Source organism: Rhodohalobacter sulfatireducens (assembly GCF_022012475.1).
Lineage (GTDB): Bacteria > Bacteroidota > Rhodothermia > Balneolales > Balneolaceae > Rhodohalobacter > Rhodohalobacter sulfatireducens.
Window position 1 is genome coordinate 1 of record NZ_JAKLWS010000098.1, and the last position, 871, is coordinate 871.

Here is an 871-nt window from a genome sequence, read left to right on the forward strand (position 1 = left end):
TTCCCGTTCGAAATCCAGCTTTTTCTGAGACATTTCATAAGCCAGGGCACGTAGATAAATCACTTCCTGAAATCCATTCCCTAAGAATGAATGTACCTCAAACGAAGCTCCGATAATTTTTTCTGTAATCTGGCTGTATTTTAGATCTGTGTTCATCTTTTAATCCGTCTAATCTGTGGTTCAGGATGTTTTGAAAAAATCTCAGTATTGGAATCGCGGATTTTTGGGATAATGGGATTTCACGGATTATTCTTTGAGAGGACCAATCTTTTGAATGTTAAACTTTTAGATCCGAAATTTATTAACAATCCAACTTCTAGTCGATAGGCTTTCAAATAATTCAAGGCCTGAGCTAAATGAACATCTTCAAGCTCCTTAATCGCTTTGATTTCTACCAGTACTTTACCTTCTACGACAAAATCAGCCCTTCGAGTCCCGATAGGTTCAGGTAGATCCTTGTAAAATATGTGCTGATTAATTTCCCGTTCGAAATCCAGCTTTTTCTGAGACATCTCATAAGCCAGAGCACGTTGATAGATCACTTCTTGGAAACCATTCCCTAAGAATGAATGTACCTCAAACGAAGCCCCGATAATTTTTTCTGTAATCTGGCTGTGTTTTAGATCTGTGTTCATTTTTTTAATCCATCTAATCTGTGGTTCAGGGTATTATGAGAAAAAAATCTCAGTATTGGAATCGCGGATTTTTGGGATTTTGGGATTTCACGGATTATTCTTTGAGAGGACCAATCTTTTAAATGTTAAACTTTTAGATCCGAAATTGATTAACAATCCAACTTCTAGTTCCCGTTCGAAATCCAGCTTTTTCTGAGACATTTCATAAGCCAGGGCACGTAGATAAATCACTTCCT

At 37.1% G+C, this 871-nt stretch carries 2 protein-coding genes; both read right to left on the reverse strand.

Annotated features, from left to right (window positions below):
* The coding region (locus L6773_RS21245) for a GxxExxY protein (RefSeq protein ID WP_237856684.1) at positions 1–156 on the reverse strand (156 nt) is incomplete at its 3' end.
* Between the two features lie 83 nt (positions 157–239).
* On the reverse strand, positions 240–635 hold the full coding sequence (locus L6773_RS21250; protein ID WP_237856683.1) for a GxxExxY protein: 396 nt from the start codon (positions 633–635) through the stop codon (positions 240–242).
* Positions 636–871: the final 236 nt, after the last annotated feature.

Coding starts and splice junctions, on each gene's coding strand:
- L6773_RS21250 (WP_237856683.1), bottom strand. CDS start 635: ATGAACACAGATCTAAAACACAGCCAGATTACAGAAAAAATTATCGGG.